12 protein-coding genes and 1 riboswitch are annotated in these 15495 nt (G+C 74.3%); of the genes, 7 read left to right on the top strand and 5 right to left on the bottom strand.

The features are described 5' to 3' along the window. Nucleotides 1-36: 36 nt before the first annotated feature. The 3 genes from ACIPK4_RS09770 to ACIPK4_RS09760 form a co-directional block, all read right to left on the bottom strand. Nucleotides 37-1119, bottom strand: a complete 1083-nt coding sequence (locus ACIPK4_RS09770) for a prenyltransferase (RefSeq protein WP_054223237.1) — start codon at nucleotides 1117-1119, stop codon at nucleotides 37-39. Next, the gene (locus ACIPK4_RS09765) at nucleotides 1116-1850 is read right to left on the bottom strand and encodes a class I SAM-dependent methyltransferase (protein WP_054223236.1); all 735 of its coding nucleotides are present in this window, start codon (nucleotides 1848-1850) and stop codon (nucleotides 1116-1118) included. Before ACIPK4_RS09765 ends, ACIPK4_RS09770 begins: the two co-directional genes overlap by 4 nt. A gap of 123 nt (nucleotides 1851-1973) precedes the next feature. Further along, nucleotides 1974-3290 carry a glycosyltransferase family 4 protein gene (locus ACIPK4_RS09760; RefSeq protein WP_376205024.1) on the bottom strand — a complete coding sequence of 439 codons (1317 nt, stop codon included), beginning with the start codon at nucleotides 3288-3290 and terminating at the stop codon, nucleotides 1974-1976. Nucleotides 3291-3563: 273 nt separating this feature from the next. Here ACIPK4_RS09760 and ACIPK4_RS09755 point away from each other — a divergent pair, with 273 nt between their 5' ends. After that, a complete protein-coding gene (locus ACIPK4_RS09755; RefSeq protein ID WP_402310673.1) occupies nucleotides 3564-4208 on the top strand; it encodes a TetR family transcriptional regulator in 645 nt (214 codons plus the stop codon). 1334 nt (nucleotides 4209-5542) lie between these two features. Here ACIPK4_RS09755 and ACIPK4_RS09750 read toward each other — a convergent pair. After that, nucleotides 5543-5776 (bottom strand): ferredoxin, encoded by a 234-nt coding sequence (locus tag ACIPK4_RS09750; protein ID WP_054223178.1) that lies wholly within the window; start codon nucleotides 5774-5776, stop codon nucleotides 5543-5545. Next, nucleotides 5776-7239 carry an aldehyde dehydrogenase gene (locus ACIPK4_RS09745; RefSeq protein ID WP_402310670.1) on the bottom strand — a complete coding sequence of 488 codons (1464 nt, stop codon included), beginning with the start codon at nucleotides 7237-7239 and terminating at the stop codon, nucleotides 5776-5778. Before ACIPK4_RS09745 ends, ACIPK4_RS09750 begins: the two co-directional genes overlap by 1 nt. Nucleotides 7240-7456: 217 nt before the next feature. Between ACIPK4_RS09745 and ACIPK4_RS09740 the strand changes: the two genes are divergently transcribed. The 6 genes from ACIPK4_RS09740 (at nucleotide 7457) to ACIPK4_RS09715 (ending at nucleotide 15449) form a co-directional block, all read left to right on the top strand. Next, nucleotides 7457-8596: an MBL fold metallo-hydrolase gene (locus ACIPK4_RS09740; RefSeq protein WP_402310668.1), complete on the top strand. Its 1140-nt coding sequence runs from the start codon at nucleotides 7457-7459 to the stop codon at nucleotides 8594-8596. 97 nt (nucleotides 8597-8693) lie between these two features. Then, nucleotides 8694-8773: riboswitch (cobalamin riboswitch) on the top strand. A gap of 131 nt (nucleotides 8774-8904) precedes the next feature. Further along, on the top strand, nucleotides 8905-10179 hold the full coding sequence (locus tag ACIPK4_RS09735) for a prenyltransferase/squalene oxidase repeat-containing protein (protein WP_402310665.1): 1275 nt from the start codon (nucleotides 8905-8907) through the stop codon (nucleotides 10177-10179). Next, on the top strand, nucleotides 10179-10838 hold the full coding sequence (locus ACIPK4_RS09730) for an SCO2322 family protein (protein ID WP_402310662.1): 660 nt from the start codon (nucleotides 10179-10181) through the stop codon (nucleotides 10836-10838). The genes ACIPK4_RS09735 and ACIPK4_RS09730 overlap by 1 nt, the downstream gene beginning before the upstream one ends. A 443-nt stretch (nucleotides 10839-11281) precedes the next feature. Beyond that, nucleotides 11282-12406 carry a CbiQ family ECF transporter T component gene (locus ACIPK4_RS09725; protein WP_402310660.1) on the top strand — a complete coding sequence of 375 codons (1125 nt, stop codon included), beginning with the start codon at nucleotides 11282-11284 and terminating at the stop codon, nucleotides 12404-12406. Next, nucleotides 12403-14649 carry an ATP-binding cassette domain-containing protein gene (locus ACIPK4_RS09720; RefSeq protein ID WP_402310657.1) on the top strand — a complete coding sequence of 749 codons (2247 nt, stop codon included), beginning with the start codon at nucleotides 12403-12405 and terminating at the stop codon, nucleotides 14647-14649. The genes ACIPK4_RS09725 and ACIPK4_RS09720 overlap by 4 nt, the downstream gene beginning before the upstream one ends. After that, a complete protein-coding gene (locus ACIPK4_RS09715) occupies nucleotides 14646-15449 on the top strand; it encodes an ECF transporter S component (protein WP_402310656.1) in 804 nt (267 codons plus the stop codon). The genes ACIPK4_RS09720 and ACIPK4_RS09715 overlap by 4 nt, the downstream gene beginning before the upstream one ends. Nucleotides 15450-15495: the final 46 nt, after the last annotated feature.

The raw sequence follows: 15495 nt of genomic DNA, 5'->3' as shown, positions 1-15495 counted from the left end.
GCCTGCCCCCTCACGTCCGTCCCGGCCCTGCGCGGGCTAACCGCAGCAGTCCGGCTCCAGTCCCGACGGCAGCTCCAGCCCCCCGAACACCGCCCCGGTGGCCTCGTCCCCGCCCAGCGCGGCCACGGCCAGCAGCAGCGACCCGGCCGTCCAGGTCGTCTGCTCGACCGGCCACACCGCCTTGTCGTCGAAGACGTAGCCCGTCCAGTACATGCCGTTGTCCGCCCGCAGGTGCGTGATGGACCGCAGGACGTCCAGCGCCCGGTCCGACTCGCCGATCGCCCACAGGGCCAGGGCCAGCTCGCAGGACTCCCCGCCCGTCACCCACGGGTTCGGCAGCACGCAGCGCACGCCCAGCCCCGGGACGACGAACTCGGCCCAGCGGCTCTCGATCCGCGCCCTCGCCTCCGCGCCCGTGAGCGCACCGCCCAGCACCGGGTAGTACCAGTCCATCGAGTAGCGGGACTTGTCCAGGAACCGCTCCGGGTGCCGGCGGATCGCGTGCCCCAGGGAGCCCGCCGCCAGCTCCCAGTCCGGCTGCGGCTCCTCACGGTGCTCGGCGATCGCCAGCGCGCACCGCAGCGCCTGGTGGATCGAGGAGGAGCCGGTGAGCAGCGCGTCGGTGACGGGCGTGCCGTCGGCCTCCCGCTTCCAGCCGATCTCGCCGCCCGGCTGCTGCAGGCCGAGGACGAACTCGACCGCCGCGTAGACGACGGGCCACATGCGGTCCAGGAACGGGTCGTCGCCGGTGGCCAGGTAGTGGTGCCAGACGCCGACGGCTATGTACGCGACGAAGTTGGACTCCCGGCTCGCGTCCTGCGGCTCGGCGGTGTCCACCCCGTCCGGCCGGTCGGCGTACGCCGCGTACCAGGAGCCGTCGGCGTTCTGGTGCCGGGCCAGCCACTCGTAGGCCCGCTCCGCCGCCTCGTGCTCGCCCGCCGCGTCCAGGGCCATCGCGGCCTCGGTGTGGTCCCACGGGTCGAGGTGGTGCCCGCGGAACCACGGGATGGCCCCGTCGGAGCGCTGCGCGGCGAGGATGCCGGCCACCGTCCCGGCGGCCTCCTCGGCGGTCAGCACCCCGTCCAGGACCAGGCGTTCGGTGCGCCCGGGCGAGCTCACTTCGCCGCGCCGACGGGAAGGTGCGGCTTCGTCGCGTACGCCACGAAGCTCTTGCCGATGACCGGGTTCAGCGCCTGCTCCGCGAGCCGCGTCGCGAGGGGCTTCTTCATGATGTCCCAGACCAGGAGCTTGTGGTACGCCTTCACGGGCAGCGCCTTGTCGTTGTCGACGCCGAACGCGCACTTGAGCCACCAGTACGGGGAGTGCAGGCCGTGCGCGTGGTGGGTGCCGTACGTCTTGAGGCCGGCGGCCGCCATCTTCCCGAGCAGTTCGTCGGCTTTGTAGATGCGGATGTGCCCGCCCTCGACCTCGTGGTAGGCGTCGCTCAGCGCCCAGCAGATCTTCTCCGGGCCGTAGCGCGGCACGGTGATGGCGATGCGGCCGCCCGGCTTGAGGACGCGGACCATCTCCGCGAGCACGCCCTTGTCGTCGGGGATGTGCTCCATCACCTCGGAGATGATCACGACGTCGAAGGACTCGTCCGGGAAGGGCAGGGCCAGCGCGTCGCCCTCCATGGCGGTGGCGGTGGCCCCGGCCGGCGCCTCACCAGCCTCCTTCATGGCGGCGAACCACTTGGCGACCTCGCGGATCTCCTCGCCGTTGCGGTCGACTGCGACCACCTGGGCACCGCGCCGGTAACACTCGAAGGCGTGCCGGCCGGCGCCGCAGCCCAGATCGAGCACACGGTCGCCTGCGGCGAGCGGGAACCGGGAGAAATCGACGGTCAGCACGGGGTCCTGCCTTCGCAGTCGCGGGGGTGGAGGGGGTGGAACGGGAGCCGGGAGCACCCGGGGCGGCGGGGGTGCCGCGGGTCCCGGGAGTGCCCGGAAGGCATCGACGTCATGGAGCGCAGGTCACCGGGCGCTGCGGGTACGGGCCGCATGCCGCTCGATGGCGGCGCGGTAGTGCGCGGCAGTGCCCTCGGCGGCTCTGGCCCACGTGAACCGGGACAGCACCCGCTCACGTCCGGCCGCACCGAGGCGCGCCCGCAACTGCGGGTCGCCGAGCAGCCGGCCCAGCGCGGCGGCCAGCGCGCCCGCATCGCCGGGCGGCACCGCGAGGCACGTCTCGCCGTCGGGACCCGCGACCTCGGGGATGGCACCGCCGGTGGTGGCGACCAGCGGCGTGCCCGTGGCCATGGCCTCGGCGGCGGGCAGCGAGAAGCCCTCGTACAGGGAGGGCACGCAGGAGACCTGCGCGCTGCGCACCAGGTCCACGAGCTCGGCGTCGGTGATGCCCTTGACGAAGCGGACCGCGTCCTGGAGCCCGTACGACTCGATCGCGCGGGCGACCGGCCCCTGCTCGGCGCGCTTGCCGACGACGACGAGGTGCGCGTCGGGCTGCTCGGTCCGCAGCTTCGCGAGCGCCTCGACGAGGTGGACCAGGCCCTTGAGCGGGACGTCGGCGCTGGAGGTCGTCACGATCCGGCCCGGCACCTCGGCGACGGACGCGTCGGGCGACCACAGATCGGTGTCGGCGCCGATGTGGACGACGTGGATGCGCTCGTCCCGCACGCCCAGGTGCTCGGCGATCTCCTGCTTGGAGGAGCCGGACACGGTCAGCACGGACGGCAGCCGGCGGGCGACCCGCCCCTGCATCCGCGTGAACCCGTACCAACGCCGCACCGAGAGGCGCTTCTTGTAGTCCCGGGCGGCGTCGAGGTCCAGCTGCCGGTCGACGGTGATGGGGTGGTGGATGGTGGTGACCAGCGGCGCGCCGAGGCCGGCCAGCAGGCCGTAGCCGAGCGTCTGGTTGTCGTGGATGACGTCGAACTGGCCCGCGCGGGCCGCGAGGTGACGCCGGGCCCGCAGCGAGAAGGTCAGCGGCTCGGGGAATCCGCCGGTCCACATGGTGGCGACTTCCAGCGCGTCGATCCAGTCCCGGTACTCGCCGCGCCCCGGCGTACGGAACGGGTCGGGCTGCCGGTACAAGTCGAGACTCGGCAGTTCGGTCAGGGTGGCACCGGTGTCGAGGACGGGGTACGGCTGCGCGCCGATGACCTCGACGGAGTGCCCGAGCCTCACGAGCTCCCGCGAGAGGTGCCGGACGTAGACGCCCTGGCCGCCGCAGAACGGGTTCCCCTTATAGGTGAGGAGTGCGATGCGCAACGGGCGGTCGCCGTCGGTGGCGGAACCCGCGAAAGGGCTCGTCACCATGGCCTCAGCGGTCACTCTCGGCCCCCTTCTCCCTGCAACTTTCGCCGGAGCGTAACCGCTCGCATAATGTAGAACAAGTTTCAGACTTGATCCGTCGAAGACCATTGAATCTACCGGCCGGAAACCACACCGTAAGAGGCGGAGCAGGTGATTCGCGCCACGGCTCGGGCGCCTGCCATGCTGACCGCCGATCACCTGACCATCACCCGCCGGATCACCACCGAACAGCGACGTGAACAGCCCGGAAGTCAGCACCGCAACGACACGGAACGCCATGGAACGGGACAGATGACAGCGGAAGCGAAAGCCGTCGAGAAGGCCGTCGCCGCGACGGCGTCCCCTCCCCTGACGGAGCGCCAGGAGGCGCGCCGCCGCAGGATCCTGCACGCCAGCGCCCAGCTGGCCAGCCGGGGCGGTTTCGACGCCGTCCAGATGCGGGAGGTCGCCGAGGCGGCCGGGGTCGCGCTGGGCACCCTGTACCGGTACTTCCCGTCCAAGGTGCACCTCCTCGTCGCCACGATGCAGGATCAGCTCCAGCACATGCACACGACGCTCCGCAAACGCCCCCCGGCGGGCGAGGACCCGGCGGCCCGGGTCGCGGAGACCCTCATGCGGGCCTTCCGCGCGCTCCAGCGCGAACCCCACCTCGCGGACGCCATGGTCCGCGCCCTGACGTTCGCGGACCGGAGCGTGAGCCCCGAGGTGGACACGGTGTCCCGGCTGACCACGGCGATCATCCTGGACGCGATGGGCCTGGAAGCCCCGCCGACGGCGGAACAGCTCTCCGCGGTCCGGGTGATCGAGCACACCTGGCACTCGGCACTGATCACCTGGCTCTCGGGCCGCGCCTCGATCGCCCAGGTAAAGATCGACATCGAAACGGTCTGCCGCCTGATCGACCTGACGACACCCCCACCCCGAGAAACGGCCTGAACCGACGGTTCGGGCGGGGAGGTAAGGCGGGGGGAGCGGGTCGGGGTCGGTGGGGCGGGGCGGGGGGGAGGGGCGGGGCGGGGCGGGGTTGCAAGCGCGGGGCGGGAGCCACGGGGCGGGATCCGGGTGGGGCGGGGTCGGTGGGGTGGGGCCGGAGCCGAGGGGCGGGGTGTGGGCGGGGCGGTGTCGGGGTGGGTTCGGGGGCGTCCCGTCAGTCCACTGTCCTTCCGTGCCGTGCCGGCCCGTCAAGGGCGCTCCTTCGTCGCGTCGCTTCGCGATGTCGCTGCGCTCCACCCTTGACCGCCCGTCCCGTCCCGGAAAGACAAAGACTGACGGGAAGCCCCCGAAGGATGGCCGGGGGGTTCATGTCCAGGGGCGGCCCGATCAGAGATCCGGGACAGGGGCCCCCGTCCCTCCGGAGCCGGCTCACCGGGACCGGCCAGCCAGCCCGTAATGGCGGGCACGGCCCCCTTCGGGCCCCCTATCCCAGTAGCGCTGGGCCGGTGGACGCCTCAGATCGCTACGCGCTTCTCCCTGCTCAGCGTCCACCGGCCGTCTGTGGCCGTTCATAGGCCGCCCGAACATGGGATATTGGCGACCTTTTGGGGCGTCTGCGGTCTGTCTGTGGTGAAAAACGGCCGAGAGGGAGTCTGATGCCGGACTTTCCAACCTCCCACTCCACCAAGCCGCTTCAAGGTCCTTAATGGTCGACCAAAAGGGACAAACGACCCGCTGTCGCGTGCTTGGTGATGGAGTGCTGGCCGTGGGCGGCTTATGAACGGCCCCAGACGGCCGGCGGACGCTATGCCGGGAGAAGCGCGTAGCGATCTGGGGCGTCCTCGGGCCCACTCCGCCCCTGGTGGGCTTCTCGCTGCCTGGTGCGGGCTGCGCCCCAGCGTCGTCTGACTGGCCGGTCCTGGTGGGGCCGGCTGCGGATGGACGGGGACCCCTGTCCAGGATCCGTGATGGGGCCGCCCCTGGACACGTGCCCCCCGGCCATCCTTCGGGGGCTTCCCGTCAGTCTTTGTCTTTCCGGGACGGGACGGGCGGTCAAGGGTGGCCGCAGGCCATCGCGAAGCGACGCGACGAAGGAGCGCCCTTGACGGGCCGGCACGGCACGGAAGGACAGTGGACTGACGGGACGCCCCCGGACCCACCCCGACACCGCCTCGCCCGGACCCCGCCCCTCGGCTCCCGCCCCGTGCTTCCGACCCCGACCCGCCTCTCCCCGCCCCTGGGAATCCCGCCCCACCCCACCGACACCGCCCCGCCTGTCCCCCACCCCCAACCCCCCGCCCCACCCCACCGACCCCGCCCCGCCGGCCCCCACCCCCTCACTCCTCCGGCGGGAACACCGCCTCGCCGCTGCCCGCCAGGGTGATCAGGATCGCCTCCACCGGGCAGCCCTCCGCCGCCGTCAGGATCGGCTCGTTCGCGTCCGTCTCCGGGTCGCGCGGGTGCGACTGGCGCGCCGAGTCCAGGGCGAAGCCCTCCGGTGCGTGGTTCACGCACATGCCCGAGCCGATGCAGACCCCGCGGTCCACCTCCACCACCCAGCGGTCACCCATCAGGCACCCGCCGCGTAGCCCGCCGGCAGGTGGATCATCTTGTGCTCCAGGTACTCGCTCAGCCCCTCGGGCCCGAACTCCCGCCCCACACCGCTGTTCTTGTAGCCGCCGAACGGCCCCAGCATGTCCAGGCTGAAGGTGTTCACGTTGAAGGTGCCCGTCCGTACCCGCCGGGCGAAGTCGATGCCGTGCTCGACGTCTCCCGTCCAGACGCTGCCGCTGAGGCCGAACTCCGAGTCGTTGGCGATCCGTACCGCCTCCGCCTCGTCCCCGTACGGGATCAGGCAGACGACCGGTCCGAAGATCTCCTCGCGGGCGATCCGCATCGAGTTGTCCACGTCCCCGAACAGCGTCGGCTCCACGTACCAGCCCTGCTCCAGGCCCGCCGGGCGGCCGCCGCCCGCCAGGACCTTCGCGCCCTCCTCCTGGCCGATCCGGATGTAGTCCAGCGACCGCTGTTGCTGCCGCCTGGCGACCAGCGGTCCGAGCTGCGTCGCCGGGTCCAGCGGGTCGCCGACCACGAGCGCGCCGGCCGCGGCCGCGAGCGCCTCGGCGACCTCCTCGTACCGGCTGCGCGGCGCGAGGACGCGGGTCTGGGCCACGCAGGCCTGCCCGTTGTTCATCCAGGCCGCGGGGACGATCCCGGCGATGGTGGTTTCGAGGTCGGCGTCCGGGAGGATCACGGCGGCGGACTTGCCGCCGAGTTCGAGGGTGACCCGGGTCAGGTTGCGGGCGGCGACCTCCATCACGCGCCTGCCGGCGGCGACCGAGCCGGTGAAGGCCACCTTGTCGACGCCGGGGTGGCCGACCAGGTACTCGCTGACCTCCCGGTCGGCGGGCAGGATCGACAGCACGCCCTCCGGCAGCCCGGCCTCCCGGGCGATGTCGGCGAGGATGTAGGAGTCCAGCGGTGACTCGGGGGACGGCTTGAGGATCACCGTCGACCCGGTGAGCAGCGCGGGGGCGAGCTTGGCGGCGGCCACGAACTGGGGCACGTTCCACGGGATGACGGCCGCGACCACGCCCACCGGCTCGCGGCGCACCAGGATCGGCCCGAGCGCCCCCTGGCGGTGCTCCTCGTACGGGTAGGCGCGCGCGACCTGGATCGCGGCGTCGTAGACCATCATCGGGCCGAGCGCCTGCGCGAGGACGCTCCAGGAGTACGGGGACCCGTTCTGCGAGCTGATCGAGCGGGCGATCTCCTCGTGGCGGACGGCGATCGCGTCCTTGATCCGGGTGATGACGGCGATCCGCTCGTCCAGGGAGGTCCGGGGCCAGGGTCCCTCGTCGAAGGCCTTGCGCGCGACGGCGACGGCGCGGTCCACGTCCGCGCGGGAGGCGTGCGGGACGCTGCCGATGACCTGCTCGGTGTGGGGGGAGACGATCTCGATCGTGTCGGTGCCCAGCGGATCCGTCCACTCCCCGCCGATGAACAGGTGTCCGTGTTCCACGAGCTCGGTCATGGCTGCTGCCTCCTGCGGCTTGGCTTTCCCGAACTGATACCAGTTCTAGTTCTAGGAGTCCACGGCCAGGACGGAACGGTCCGGAAGATCCATCGAGCGGTTACGACTAGTCAGGACGGGCCGCAGATGGTCGACTTGGGCGACTACTGCAACACGTTCTCGTGAGAGGGAGCCGGGCGGCGCAGACGCGGCGGCCAGGCCCAGACAGGGAGCCCCCATGCCGCAGGACACGCCCCGCCGGACCGTCCCGCACACCCCTCCGGACCCGGCACGCAACCAGGACCCGGCACGCAACCCGTCACCCGCCACCGCCCCACACGTCAGCGACCACGGCGGCGGCGTCCGCGGCATCAGGGTCCCGATCCCCGACAACCCGCTCGGCCACACCCTCGTCCACGTCCTCGACACCGACCGCGGGCCCGTCCTGATCGACACCGGCTGGGACGACCCGAAGTCCTGGGACACCCTCGTCGCCGGCCTCGCCGCGCTCGGCACCTCCGTCGCCGACGTCCACGGCGTGGTCATCACCCACCACCACCCCGACCACCACGGCCTGTCCGGCCGGGTCCGCGAGGCCTCCGGCGCCTGGATCGCCATGCACGCCGCCGACACCGAGGTCGTCGTACGGACCCGGTCCGCCGAGCCCGGCACCTGGTTCGACTACATGAGCGAGAAGCTCGCCGCCGCCGGAGCCCCCGAGGAGCACGTCGCCCCCCTGCGCGCGGCCCGCGCGAGCGGCCGCCTGCGCACCCTGCCCGGGCTGCGGGCCGCCGTCCCGGACCGGGAGATCGTCCCCGGCGAGCTGCTCCCCCTCGCCGGGCGCCGGCTGCGCGCCGTCTGGACCCCCGGGCACACCCCCGGCCACGTCTGCCTGCACCTGGAGGAACGGCACCCGGCGGACCTCCCCGGCAACGGCCGCCTCTTCTCCGGGGACCACCTGCTGCCCGGGATCTCCCCGCACATCGGCCTGTACGAGGCCCCCGACGAGAACGGCGTCACCCAGGTCACCGACCCCCTCGGCGACTACCTCGACTCCCTCGAACGCATCGGGCGCCTCGACCCGGCCGAGGTCCTCCCGGCGCACCAGCACGCCTTCACCGACGCCCCGGCCCGGGTCCACGAGCTGCTGCGCCACCACGAGGAGCGGCTGAGCGGGCTGTGGCGGCTGCTGGCCAAGCCGCTGACCCCGTGGGCGCTGGCGGAGCGCATGGAGTGGAACCGGCCCTGGGAGCAGATCCCGTACGGCTCCCGCAACATCGCCGTCTCGGAAGCCGAAGCGCATCTGCGGCGCCTGGTGAAGCAGGGCCGGGCCGAGGCGGTCCCGGGCAGTGACCCCGTCGCGTACCGCGCCGTGTGACGGCGGGCCCGCCGGTAAGGGGCGCTGGGCCTGGGCGCCCCCCATCCGGACTGCTACGGGCCGGTACAGTGAACCCGTCGTCCACCCTTCCGTACGGGGGGAAGCCGGTGCGATTCCGGCGCTGACCCGCAACCGTGACCCGCCCCGGCCCCGCCCGGGCGGGAAGCCGGACTGCCCCGTACGCGAGGTGCGCGGCTCGCGCCGCCGGAGCCCCGGCGGCCGGCACCGTCGAGGTAAACGGAGCCGGAGCCCGGTGCCCTTGTGCGCGCCTGCCTCCCGGCTCCCCAGCACGAGAGGCACCCGCCCCCATGAACGTCCGCCGCAGCGCCGCCGCGCTCGCCGCCTCCGCCGTGCTCTGTGCGGGCGCCGCCCCTGCAGCCCTCGCCGCGCCGTCTCCGTCCGCCCCGGCGGCGCCGGTGATCCCGTCGGGTCTGTTCGGCAAGAAGGACCCGACGTACGACGGCGTGTGGCGGCAGTCCTTCGCGCTGCTGGCCCAGCAGACGGCCGGTGTGAAGCCGGCCAAGGAGGCCGTCGCCTGGCTCGCCGGCCAGCAGTGCGCGAACGGCGGCTTCGCCTCGTTCCGTGCGGACGCGTCCGCGGCCTGCGACGACAAGACGATGTACGACACGAACGCCACCTCGATGGCCGTGCAGGCGCTGAAGGCGCTGGGCGGCCAGGACGCGGCGGTGAAGAAGGGCGTGGACTGGCTGAAGTCCGTCCAGAACGAGGACGGCGGCTGGGCCTTCGTCCCCGGCACCCCCAGCGAGGGCAGCTCCACCTCCCTCGTCATCAGCGCGCTGGCCGCGGCGGGCGAGAAGCCGGCCGAGGTGAAGTCGAAGGCGGGCAAGTCCGCGTACGAGGGCCTGCTGGCCTTCCAGCTGGGCTGCGCCGCCGAGCCGGCCGCCGACCGGGGCGCCTTCGGGTACCAGCCGGCCGACGGCAAGCTCGCGGCCAACGCCGATGCCACGGCCGCCGCGGTCCTGGCCGGGCTGGGCCAGGGCTCGGTCGTGGCCCCCGCCGCGACGGACACCCCCGCAGCCGCGCTGGCCTGCCCGGCGACGGACGCCGCCGACCCGGCGGCCGCGGCGCAGGGCGCGGCCGGCCACCTGGCCGAGACGCTGAAGAAGGACGGCCACCTGACGGCCGTCACCCCGGGCGCGGACCAGCCGACCGCGGACACGGGCAACACCGCGGACGCGGTGATCGCCCTGGCGGCGGCCGGGCACAAGCAGTCGGCGGCGGGCGCGCTGGAGTGGCTGAAGGCGAACTCGGCGCAGTGGTCGAAGGACAGCCCGGCGGCGCTCGGCACCCTGGTCCTGGTCGCGCACGCGACGGGCACGGACCCGAAGTCGTTCGGCGGCACGGACCTGGTGACGGCGCTGAACGCGACGGGCCCGGCGTCGCAGACGGGTGACGCGGCCGCGTCGAAGTCCGGGAAGCCCGAGAAGGGCGAGAAGGACGAGAAGGACGAGTCGGACACCGACTCGAACGCGAACGTCTGGTGGATCGTGGGTGCGGGCCTGGCGGCGGGCATGGGCATCGGCGTCCTGCTGAGCGGCCGCCGGAAGAAGAACCAGCTCTGATGCGCCGCCGCGGCCTGACACCGCTGGTCCTCGCGTTCGGTGTCCTCCTCACGCTCCTGGCGTCGTCCCCGGCGCTGGCGGCGAGCTACCGCTACTGGTCGTTCTGGGAGGGCACGGGGGGCCAGTGGCAGTACGCCACGCAGGGCCCCTCGACGGCCCGCCCGGCCGACGGCGCGGCCCTTGGCTTCCGCTTCGCGGTGAGCCGCGACGCGGCGGCCGAGGCGGCGAAGCCGCGCGCGGCGGCGGACTTCGCGGCGGTCTGCGGGGGCACCACCGCCGTGGAGGGCCGCAAGCGGATCGCGGTCGTCGTCGATTTCGGCCTCCCGGCGGACGCCCCGGCCGGGGACGCCGCGCCGCAGGACACCCCGCGCACGGCCTGCGCCCAGGTCGCCCCGGACGCCACGGCGGCCGAGGCGCTGGCGGAGGTCGCCAAGCCGCTCCGCTACAACAGTGCGGCACTGCTGTGCGCGGTGTCGGGCTACCCGAAGCAGGGCTGCGGCGAGCCGATCGCGGACGACGGGCCGCAGCCTGCGGCGGGGCCGAAGCCGAAGCCGTCGGCCCCGTCCGACGGCGGCCCGTCGACCGGCCTGCTGGCCGGCCTGGCGGCGGTGGCCGCCCTGGCAGCGGCGGCCGTCTGGCAGTCCCGCCGCCGCCGATGACCCCCACACCGCCAAGCCCCGAACCGGGCCCGGGCCCGCCCCCCGTCGATCCGCAGACGCCGACCCCCACGCCGCAGACGCAGGCCGCCCGGCCGCACACGCCCGACGCCGAGCCGCAGACGCAGGTCCCCGGGCCGCAGGCACCCGACGCCGAGCCGCAGGCGGTGGTCGGCGGGCCGCAGGCGGTGGAAGGCCCTGAATCGGACGGAGCGCCGCCGAGTACCGAGTCGGCGTGGGTCGTTGCTGCTCGGAGACCGCAGTCGGCCGCCTCCGGCGTCGCCGCAGCCGGGTCCCGCGGGGCGGAAAACGCCGGGGCTGTTCGGGCGGCAGCCGCGGGGCGGGGTGTCGTGAGGAGCCGTCGGCCCGCAGTCGACGGCCTGACCCCGCCCGGGCCCGGGGAGGCCGGGGCGGGTGGTCCCGGGTTCCGGCCGACGTACGAAAAAATGGCGGCGCCCCTGGCCCGCCGTGGCAACGCCCTGCACGCGGGGGCCTGGTGGCTGTGGGCCCTCGGCCTGGCCACCGCCGCCTCCCGCACCACCAATCCGCTCCTGCTCGGCCTGATCGTCGGTGTCGCCGGCTACGTCGTCGCCGCCCGCCGGACCTCCGCCCCCTGGGCCCGTTCCTACAGCGCCTTCCTCAAGCTCGGCCTGTTCGTCATCGGGCTGCGCCTCCTCTTCTCCGTGCTGCTCGGCTCCCCCGTCCCCGGCGCGCACACCCTCTTCACCCTCCCCGAGGTGCCGCTGCCCGACTGGGCGGCCCAAGGCATCCGCGTCGGCGGCCGCGTCACCGCCGAGCAGCTCGTCTTCGCCTTCTACGACGGCGCCAAGCTCGCCGCCCTCCTCGTCTGCGTCGGCGCCGCCAACGCCCTCGCCAATCCGGCCCGACTGCTGAAGTCCCTCCCGGCCGCCCTCTACGAGGTCGGCGTCGCCGTCGTCGTCGCCATGACCTTCGCGCCGAACATGGTCGCCGACGTGGCCCGGCTGCGGACCGCCCGCCGCCTGCGCGGCCGTCCCACCGGCGGCGTCAAGGCGGTCCTCCAGATCGGCCTGCCCGTCCTGGAGGGCGCCCTGGAGCGTTCCGTCGCCGTCGCCGCCTCGATGGACGCCCGCGGCTACGGCCGCACCGCGCAGGTCCCGCCCGCCGTCCGGCACACCACCAACGCCCTCACCCTCGGCGGTCTGCTCGGCATGTGCGCGGGCACGTACGGCCTGCTCGCCGCCGAGGGCGCCGCGTACGGGCTGCCGGTCCTGGTCATCGGCCTGGTCCTGGCGCTCGCGGGCCTGCGCCTGGGCGGACGGCGCAGCATCCGGACCCGCTACCGGCCCGACCGCTGGGGCGGGCGCGCCTGGCTGGTCGCCGGGTCGGGCGCGGCCGTAGCCGCCGCCCTCGTCCGCGCCGCGGCCGTCGACCCGGAGGCCCTGCTGCCCGGTGTGGTGCCCCTGGTGGCGCCGACGCTCCCGCTGTGGCCCGCAGCCGCGATCCTCGTCGGCCTGCTCCCCGCCTTCGTGGCGCCCGCACCACCCGTATCACCCGCACCACCCGTATCGCCCAAGGAGGCGTCGCAGTGATCCGCTTCGAGCAGGTGTCGGTCACCTACGACGGCGCCGCGCAGCCCACCCTCCGCGACGCCGATCTGGTGATCCCGGAGGGAGAGCTCACGCTCCTGGTCGGACCGTCGGGCGTCGGCAAGTCGACCCTCCTCGGAGCGGTCTCCGGCCTGGTCCCGCACTTCACCGGTGGCACGCTGCGCGGCCGCGTCACGGTCGCCGGGCGCGACACCCGCACGCACCGGCCGCGCGAACTCGCCGATGTCGTGGGCACCGTCGGCCAGGATCCGCTCGCCCATTTCGTGACGGACGTCGTCGAGGACGAGCTCGCCTACGGCATGGAGTCGCTCGGTCTGGCCCCGGCCGTCATGCGCCGCCGGGTCGAGGAGACCCTGGACCTGCTCGGCCTGAACGAGCTGCGCGACCGTCCCATCGCCACCCTCTCCGGCGGCCAGCAGCAGCGGGTCGCGATCGGCTCGGTGCTGACCCCGCACCCCAAGGTCCTGGTCCTGGACGAGCCGACCTCGGCGCTGGACCCGGCGGCCGCGGAGGAGGTGCTCGCGGTCCTCCAGCGGCTGGTGCACGACCTGGGCACCACCGTGCTGATGGCGGAGCACCGCCTGGAGCGGGTGGTCCAGTACGCGGACCGGGTGCTGCTGCTCCCGGCCCCGGGCGCGGCGCCGGTCATCGGCAGCCCGGCCTCCGTGATGGCGGTCTCGCCGGTGCACCCGCCGGTGGTCGCGCTGGGCCGCCTCGCGGGGTGGTCCCCCGTACCCCTGTCGGTCCGCGAGGCCCGCCGCCAGTCACCCCCGCTCCTCTCCCGCCTGGCACACACGGCCCCGCCCACCCCCAACACACAGCACACGACCCCGTACCCCGACCACGCAGCCCCGCCGACCTCCAACACGCAGGGCACAGGGCCGGGCCCTGACCGCGCAGCCCCGCTGGCGCTTGAGGCACGGCGCACCGGGCCGGACCCCGACCACACAGCCCCGCCGACCTCCGACACGCAGGGCACAGGGCCGGGCCCCAGCTATGCAGCCCCGCCAGCCCCCGATACGCGGCGCACCGGGCAGGACCCCAACCACCCAGCCCCGCCGACCCCCGACCCGCGACGCACCGGGCCGGGCCTCAACCACCCAGCCCCGCCGGCGCTTGAGGCGCGGGGTCCGGGGCGGAGCCCCGGTTTCGGGAAGGGGCGGGGCGGGGAAGAGGCCCCGCGCAGCGGCCCCAGCCCCAGCCCCCGCGTCGGCGTCCCCGGAGTCCTGCTCCGCCTGTTCCGCCTGCTCCGCCGGAGCGAGCCGCCGGCCCCCGCCCCCGCCCCCGAACCGGACACCGGCAACGGCACCGGCACCGGCACCGGCACCGCCTGTGTGGCCCGCCTCACCTCGCTCTCCCTCCGCCGTGGCCGCGCCGAGGTCCTCCACGGCATCGACCTCGCCGTGGCGCCCGGCGAGACCATCGCCCTCATGGGCCGCAACGGCGCCGGGAAGTCCACCCTCCTCGCCACCCTCATCGGCACGCTGGCACCCACCACCGGCTCGGTGTCCGTCTGCGGCCGCACCCCGCACCGCACCGCACCGCAGGAGATGGTCCGCCGGGTCGGCCTGGTCCCGCAGGAGCCCCGTGACCTCCTCTACGCCGACACCGTGGCCGCCGAGTGCGCCGCGGCCGACGCCGACGCCGGCCGGCCGCCGGGCACCTGCCGGGCCCTGGTCCGGGAGCTGCTGCCCGACGTCCCCGACGGCACCCATCCGCGGGACCTCTCCGAGGGGCAGCGCCTGGCGCTGGCCCTGGCCCTCGTACTCACCGGCCGGCCCGCCCTGCTCCTGCTCGACGAGCCGACGCGCGGTCTGGACTACGCGGCCAAGGCCCGCCTGATCGAGATCCTGCGGGCGCTGGCCGCCGACGGGCACGCCATCGTCCTGGCCACGCACGATGTGGAGCTCGCCGCCGAGCTTGCGCACCGGGTCGTGATCCTGGCGGGCGGCGAGATCGTCGCGGACGGGCCGACCGCCGAGGTCGTCGTGTCGTCGCCGGCGTTCGCACCGCAGGTGGCCAAGATCCTGGCCCCCGGCCACTGGCTCACGGTGACCCAGGTCGCCCGTGCCCTGGCCACCTCCACCACCCCCGACTCCAACCCCGACCCCGCCCCCGCCACCACCTCCGACTCCAACCCCGACCCGGACCCCGACCCCGCCACCTCCGCCGCCGCCGGCCCCGCCGGCCCTGCCGCCGCCGACACTCCCGGGGCCAAGCCGTGAACCACCGCCCCGTGCGCGTCGGCCCCCGCGCCGCCGTCGCGCTGCTCCTCGTGACCCTGATCGGTGTCGCCGCCTTCGGCTGGCCGCTCCTGGCCGACGGCCAGTCCGGACTCGCCCACTCCCGGGACGCCCCGTGGCTGTTCGCGGGGCTGCTGCCCCTCCTCGTCGCCGTGGTCGTCGCGACCATCGCCGATCAGGGGATGGACGCCAAGGCGGTGGCGATGCTCGGCGTGCTCGCCGCGGTCGGTGCCGCGCTGCGGCCGCTGGGCGCGGGGACGGCGGGCCTGGAGCCGATGTTCTTCCTGATGGTGCTCAGCGGCCGGGTCCTCGGCCCGGGCTTCGGCTTCGTCCTCGGTTCGGTGACGATGTTCGCGTCCGCGCTGCTCACGGGCGGGGTCGGGCCGTGGATGCCGTTCCAGATGCTGGCGATGGGCTGGTTCTCGCTGGGCGCGGGCCTGCTGCCCGGTGCGCAGAGGCTGCGGGGCAGGGCGGAGCTGCTGATGCTGGCGGCGTACGGGTTCGTGGGCTCGTTCGCGTACGGCACGGTCATGAACCTGCAGGGATGGGTGCTGCTGCAGGGCATGGGCCAGGGCATCTCGTTCCACCCCGGGGATGCGGTGGCCGCGAACCTGGCGCGGTTCGCCGCGTACTGCGCGGCGACGTCGCTGGGCTGGGACCTGGGCCGGGCCGTGCTCACGGTCGTGCTGACCCTCGCGGTCGGCGGGCCACTGCTGAGGGCGTTGCGGCGGGCGGTGCGAAAAGCGGCGTTCGAGGCGCCCGTTTTCTTCGGTTCGGGTTGAAAGTGGCCCCGCACACACCCTATTTCGTGTAGCGAACCGCCACATA

It is taken from the genome of Streptomyces sp. NPDC086989 (assembly GCF_044745505.1).
Classification (GTDB): domain Bacteria; phylum Actinomycetota; class Actinomycetes; order Streptomycetales; family Streptomycetaceae; genus Streptomyces.
The sequence above is the reverse complement of the archived record's forward strand: the minus strand, read 5'-3'. Positions and strand labels throughout refer to the sequence as shown.